Consider the following 7,051-nt stretch of genomic DNA (forward strand, 5'->3'; position numbering starts at 1 on the left):
GAAGAAGCGAAAGAGGAAGTAAAAGAGCCAAAAGGAAATAATCAGGTTGTTGAAAACGAAGGCAGAACAGCAGATACTTTAAATACACAACATGTTAATAAGACGGAGGAAGGAAAGAAATCTTTACCATCAACAGGCGGTGAAGCTAGCACATCGACTTTACTTTCTGGAATAACACTTGTTCTTTCCGCACTAAGTATGTTCGTATTTAGAAAGAGGTTATTTAAGAAATAAATAACGTTTAATCTTATTATTGTATATAATTAATGTTTGTCTTTTGTGTAATAGATAGAGTAAAACCCCATTCGTATGAAAATTATATTTCATACGAATGGGGTTTGTTAATTTTCTTTTTTCTCAGTCATCACGGATTCAGAAGTAATTTGAGGTGCCAATTGTTACATAATCTTTTTTATTTTTTGCGGAACTTCTTTCGTTTGCGAATTAACATCTTCCTTTCGCAGCTCTTTAAATAGCGAAGCAACCATAAGAACGACTACGATAGAAAATGGTAGTGCTGCGATTATAGCTGCAATTTGTAGTGCATTTAATCCTCCAGCTTGTAATAAAAGTGCTGCAATGATCGCGATTGTTAATCCCCATATAAGTTTTAAACTATTTTTCGGTGATAAGCTTCCGTTACTCGTTTGCATTGAAACAACAAATGTTGCCGAGTCGGCAGAAGTAACGAAAAATGTGGCTACTAAAATTAACCCGATAACCGTTAAAAATGTAGAGAATGGTAGGTGCGAAATAACAGCAAATAATCCAATCTCTGTACCATTTTTTGCGATTTCATCAGCTATCCCAAGCGATTGGAACATTTCCATATGGATAGCGGTACCGCCAAATACTGCAAACCAAAATGTACAGATAAGAGTTGGGACTAATACAACTCCAATAATAAATTCTTTTATTGTGCGCCCTTTAGAAATACGAGCAATGAATGTACCGACGAATGGAGACCAAGAGATCCACCATCCCCAATAGAAAATAGTCCAGTTTTCAATCCAAGAAGAAGATTTTTCACTAAATGCTCCTAAATTTAATCCCATACTAGGTAAAGCGCCGATATAAGAACCGAGTGTAGATGTGAAATATTTCATAATAAATACAGTTGGTCCTAAAATTAAAAAGGAGACGAGTAAAATACCTGCGAGAGAGAAATTCAAGTTACTCAAATATTTAATCCCACGATCTAAGCCAGTTTGCGCACTTGTTAAATATAAAACAGCGAAGATAGCTATAAGTACGAGCTGAGTAAGTAAAGTGTTATGAATAGAAGGGAATAAATAGCTTAATCCTCCGGCAATTTGTTGAGCACCAATCCCAACAGATGGCACAATGCCAAATACTGTGGCTAAAACAGCCAAAATATCGACTGTTTTTCCGATAGGAGAATTTTTCGATCGATTAAATAATGGAGTAACTGTAGTCCCAATTGTGCTACCTTTTTGTTTGCGGAATGTGAAATATGCAATTGTTAAAGCAACCATCGCGTATAGTGACCACGGAAAGAGTCCCCAGTGGAAAAATGAATATTGCATAGCGAGTTTGGCGCTTTCCTCTGTACCTGCTTTTCCTGTTAATGGATCTGTAAAATGTGAAATCGGTTCAGCGATTCCATAGAAGAGGAGTCCAATCCCCATTCCTGCTCCAAACAACATGGATAACCAAGATGAATAGCTGTATTTTGGTCTTTCTCCATCTTTACCAAGACGAATAGAACCGTATTTTGAAAAGGCTAAATAAGTAGCTAAAACAAGCATTGTGGTCATAAGTAGAGAGTAAAACCATCCAAATTTATTGAGGATAAATGAGTTTAAAGAAGATGTGATACTTTGTAAATCATGGCCTTGTATCCAGCTTGCTGGTATGACACCCCATATAATAAATAAGGTTGTAAGCAAGATGGAGATATAAAATACACTGTTCTCTTTTTTTATCATAGAATCCCACCTTTATTTAATAAAGTTAACAATTATATTAACCATAACAATTAAAGGGTGAAATGTCAAAAAATTCTCTTTTTAATATTTGTAAAAGGGAATTTTGATTGTTATAAGTTCATAATCAGCGGAGGTTAGATAAAGGAAAGGGTGTTCACGATATGTACAAATTATAGGAAGAAATAATATGAAATATTGCATTTTATATTGTTACATCCAGATTTTATGTTAAATTCTTGAATGGAATATTAAAATAGGGGGCAAGGATATGAACAAGAAATCAAAGATCAATAAAGTGATGCTTAGCATTAGTACAATGGCTTTATCGTTAGGGGCACTTCAAACTCATGCAGTAGCGGAAGAAAAAGTACCGTATAATGTGCTAAAAACGAAACCGGTTGGAATTGAAAAGCCAGTAGATGAAGTTGGGCATGTTTCAAAAGTTGATGAAACCTTATCATTTCAAGAACGTTTAAAAGTAGGCGATTTTTCACAGCGACCAGCATCTATTACGAAGAAAACGGCAGTAAAGCAAGTTAAAGAAAGCTATTCAATGGCTGATTTAAACAAAATGAATAATCAAGAATTAGTTGAAACATTAGGCAGTATTAAGTGGCACCAAATTACAGATTTATTCCAGTTTAATGAAGACACAAAGGCCTTTTATAAAGATAAAGGAAAAATGCAAGTCATTATAGATGAATTAGCTCATAGAGGTAGTACATTTACGAAAGATGATTCAAAAGGAATTCAAACGTTTACTGAAGTGTTGCGTTCCGCTTTTTATCTGGCATTTTATAATAACGAATTAAGTGAATTAAATGAAAGAAGCTTCCAGGATAAATGTTTACCTGCTTTAAAAGCAATCGCAAAAAATCCAAACTTTAAGCTTGGTACAGATGAACAAGATACAGTCGTATCTGCATACGGAAAATTAATTAGTAATGCATCAAGTGATGTTGAAACAGTTCAATACGCATCAAATATTTTAAAGCAATACAATGATAATTTTACTACTTATGTAAATGATCGAATGAAGGGACAAGCAATATACGATATTATGCAAGGGATTGACTATGATATACAGTCGTATTTAGTTGAGGCCCGTAAAGAAGCGAATGAAACGATGTGGTATGGAAAAGTAGATGGGTTTATTAATGAAATAAATCGTATTGCTCTTTTAAATGAAGTAACGTCAGAAAATAAATGGCTCGTTAATAATGGTATTTATTTTGCAAGCCGTTTAGGGAAATTTCATAGCAATCCGAATAAAGGATTAGAGGTTGTTACACAAGCAATGCATATGTACCCACACTTAAGTGAACCATATTTTGTTGCGATAGAACAAATTACAACAAATTATAATGGTAAAGATTATAGCGGGAATACAGTAGATTTAGAGAAAATACGTAAAGAAGGAAAAGAGCAGTACTTACCAAAAACGTATACATTCGATGATGGATCAATTGTGTTCAAAACAGGAGATAAAGTATCAGAAGAAAAAATTAAGAGATTATATTGGGCTGCGAAGGAAGTAAAGGCACAGTATCACCGTGTAATTGGAAATGACAAAGCATTAGAGCCAGGAAATGCGGATGATGTGTTAACAATCGTAATTTATAATAGTCCAGATGAATATCAGTTAAATAGACAATTGTATGGGTATGAAACAAACAACGGTGGAATTTATATCGAAGAAACAGGAACATTCTTTACATATGAGCGTACACCAGAGCAAAGTATTTATAGTTTAGAAGAGTTATTCCGTCATGAATTTACTCATTATCTGCAAGGGAGATATGAAGTTCCTGGTTTATTTGGAAGAGGAGATATGTATCAAAATGAAAGGTTAACTTGGTTCCAAGAAGGAAATGCAGAGTTTTTCGCAGGCTCTACTCGTACGAATAACGTTGTACCAAGAAAGAGTATAATTAGCGGATTATCATCTGATCCTGCAAGCCGTTATACTGCAGAGCGCACACTATTTGCTAAATACGGTTCTTGGGATTTCTATAATTACTCGTTCGCATTGCAGTCTTACTTATATACGCATCAGTTTGAAACATTTGATAAAATTCAAGATTTAATTCGTGCGAATGACGTGAAAAATTATGATGCATATCGTGAAAATCTAAGTAAAGATCCTAAGTTAAATAAAGAGTATCAAGAGTATATGCAGCAGTTAATTAATAATCAAGATACATACACTGTACCAGAAGTAGCTGATGATTATTTAGCTGAACATGCAACGAAGTCGTTAACAGCGGTGAAGAAAGAAATTAGTGATACGTTGCCTATGAAAGATACAAAAATGACAAAACATAATTCTCAATTCTTTAATACATTTACATTAGAAGGTACGTATACAGGTAGTGTCACAAAAGGTGAATCAGAAGATTGGAAAGCAATGAGTAAAAGAGTAAATGAATCTTTAGAACAATTGGCGCAAAAAGAATGGAGTGGCTACAAAACTGTTACAGCATACTTCGTCAATTATCGTGTGAATAGCTCAAATGAATTTGAATATGATGTAGTCTTCCATGGAATCGCAAAAGATGATGGAGAAAATAAAGCTCCGACGGTTAATGTAAACGGGCCTTATAATGGAGTTGTAAAAGAGGGAATTCAATTTAAAAGTGATGGCTCAAACGATGAAGATGGAAAAATTGTTTCTTATTTATGGGAATTTGGAGATGGAAGCACAAGTGCAGAAGTGAATCCAGTACATGTATATGAAAGAGAAGGTTCTTATAAAGTATCGTTAAGAGTAAAAGATGATAAAGGAAAAGAGAGCAGAAGCGAAACAACTGTTACGATTAAAGATGGAAGTTTAACAGAATCAGAACCAAATAATCGTCCAGAGGAAGCAAATCGTATCGGGCTAAATAGTACGATAAAAGGTAATCTTATTGGCGGGGACCACACTGATGTTTATACATTTAATGTAGCATCAGCGAAAGATATCGACATTTCTGTTTTAAATGAGTATGGAATTGGGATGACATGGGTACTTCACCATGAATCAGATATGCAAAATTATGCGGCTTACGGTCAAGCTAATGGGAATCATATAGAAGCAAAATTTAATGCAAAACCAGGTAAGTATTACTTGTATGTATATAAATATGATAATGGCGATGGAACATACGAATTGTCAGTAAAATAAGTACTTTTCCAATGTATGTTTAACTTTACTTTTTGTGGAAAATAGTATATTATATAGATATATAATATATCGGTTATTTTCTAGGAGGAGCCTGTCACAATAGGTTTCTCCTGTTCTTTTTTAGAGGCCTGTCTTACAGGCTTTTCTTTAAAGGGTAAATAACTGAAAATTTAGAACGATAATCTTTGAAAGAGGTGGGGCATACACATAACAAAAAAGGGATTGTTTAAGAGAGGGGGATAAGAAATGGCTTTGTTTGGTTATCCACTTGAAACAATTTATTTATATGGATTTATTATTGCTACTATACTCACTGTAATTTATATCTTTTTTGGAGATATATTTGAATCCATATTTAGTTTTGGAGGCGGATCTGTATCCGTTGTTACTTTATTACTTAGTTTTTTCGCCATGTTATGTGGACTTAGTTATATAGGAGAATATTTATTTTCCTTTAATAGTATTCTTATTTTTGGGGCTGCATTTGCTATATCTTTTATCGGTGTATTCATCATGAAAATACTAATTTTAAAACCGATTGCAGAAGCAGAACAAAACACGGTGCAACGTATGGATGAATTCATCGGTTGCAAAGGAGAGGTCATTACGACTATTCCTACAGAAGGGTTTGGTGAAGTATTAATTTCCTCCCAATTTGGAAACAATGCAATCCTAGCTAAAACAGTTGGAAAGAAAGATATTTCGCAAGGAACAGAGGTTATTATCGAGGGAGTCCAAGATGGTGTTTTACTTGTACAGAACATCGCTTATTCTTTAAAGAAACCAAAATTATAAGGGGGAATTTACATGACGATTCCATTAATTATCGGTGGAGTATTACTCGCAATTTTAATTCTACTCATTTTAGTATTCATTACAAAGTATCGAACAGTTGGACCAGATGAAGCATTAATTGTTACTGGAAACTGGCTTGGTGGCGGGAAAAATGTAGTTACCACTGATGATGGAAAGAAGATTAAGATTATTCGTGGTGGCGGTACTTTCGTAGTTCCGATTATGCAAAGAGCAGAGCCTTTAAGTCTATTAAACTACAAATTAGAAGTGGGAACACGTGATACGTATACGAAACAAGGTGTACCGATTACAGTAAATGGTGTTTCTATTATTAAAGTAGGATCTACCATTGAAGAAGTTTCTACAGCAGCTGAACAATATTTAGGAAAAGAAACAGAAGAGTTGAAAATAGAAGCAAAAGAAGTTTTAGAAGGTCATCTACGTGCTATTTTATCTTCTATGACAGTAGAAGATGCCTATAGTAATAGAGAGCAATTCGCTCAAAAGGTACATGAAGTAGCTTCTACAGATTTAAAGAAGATGGGACTTCGCATCGTTTCCTTTACAATTAAAGAAATCATGGATAAGAACGGTTACTTAGATGCACTTGGTCAGCCACAAATTGCGATGGTTAAGCGTGATGCAACAGTTGCAAATGCAGAGCGTGAAAAAGAGGCACGAATTGAAAAAGCTCGTGCTGAGAAAGAAGCAAAAGAAGCTGAGTATCAACGTGATGCACAAATCGCTGAAGCTGAAAAACATAAAGAGTTAAAAGTACAATCTTATAAGAGAGATCAAGAACAAGCTCGCGCAGATGCAGATCTTTCCTATGAATTACAACAAGCAAAAGCGCAACAAGGTGTTACAGAAGAGCAAATGCGCGTTAAAATCATTGAACGTGAAAAGCAAATTGAATTAGAAGAAAAAGAGATTGCGCGTCGTGAAAAGCAATATGATGCAGAAGTAAAGAAAAAGGCAGATGCAGATCGCTATGCTGTTGAACAATCAGCAGAAGCGGAAAAAGTAAAACAAATGAAAAAAGCAGATGCAGATCAATATAAAATTGAAGCGGAAGCAAGAGCACGTGCAGAAGAAGTTCGTGTAGAAGGTTTAGCGAAGGCGGAAATCGAAAAAGCGCAAG

General features: G+C 34.6%; 5 protein-coding genes. 4 read left to right on the forward strand and 1 reads right to left on the reverse strand.

Annotated features, from left to right (window positions below; translation table 11 throughout):
- Positions 1-234, forward strand: a 234-nt coding sequence (locus MR167_RS29445) for an LPXTG cell wall anchor domain-containing protein (protein ID WP_000330778.1), incomplete at its 5' end; no start/stop codon positions are given.
- 164 nt (positions 235-398) lie between these two features.
- Here MR167_RS29445 and opuD read toward each other — a convergent pair.
- The gene (opuD, locus tag MR167_RS29450; RefSeq protein ID WP_242316092.1) at positions 399-1,949 is read right to left on the reverse strand and encodes a glycine betaine transporter OpuD; all 1,551 of its coding nucleotides are present in this window, start codon (positions 1,947-1,949) and stop codon (positions 399-401) included.
- A gap of 268 nt (positions 1,950-2,217) precedes the next feature.
- Here opuD and colA point away from each other — a divergent pair, with 268 nt between their 5' ends.
- From colA to MR167_RS29465, 3 genes are all read left to right on the forward strand, one after another.
- Positions 2,218-5,115 carry a collagenase ColA gene (gene colA / locus MR167_RS29455; protein ID WP_001036432.1) on the forward strand — a complete coding sequence of 966 codons (2,898 nt, stop codon included), beginning with the start codon at positions 2,218-2,220 and terminating at the stop codon, positions 5,113-5,115.
- A gap of 246 nt (positions 5,116-5,361) precedes the next feature.
- Entirely contained in the window at positions 5,362-5,910 is a 549-nt protein-coding gene (locus MR167_RS29460) for an NfeD family protein (protein ID WP_001173143.1), read from the forward strand.
- Between the two features lie 12 nt (positions 5,911-5,922).
- Positions 5,923-7,051: flotillin family protein (locus tag MR167_RS29465; protein WP_242316093.1), on the forward strand; the 1,129-nt coding region annotated here is incomplete at its 3' end.

Source organism: Bacillus cereus group sp. BfR-BA-01355 (assembly GCF_022663675.1).
In the GTDB taxonomy this organism is placed as follows: Bacteria; Bacillota; Bacilli; order Bacillales; family Bacillaceae_G; genus Bacillus_A; species Bacillus_A thuringiensis_S.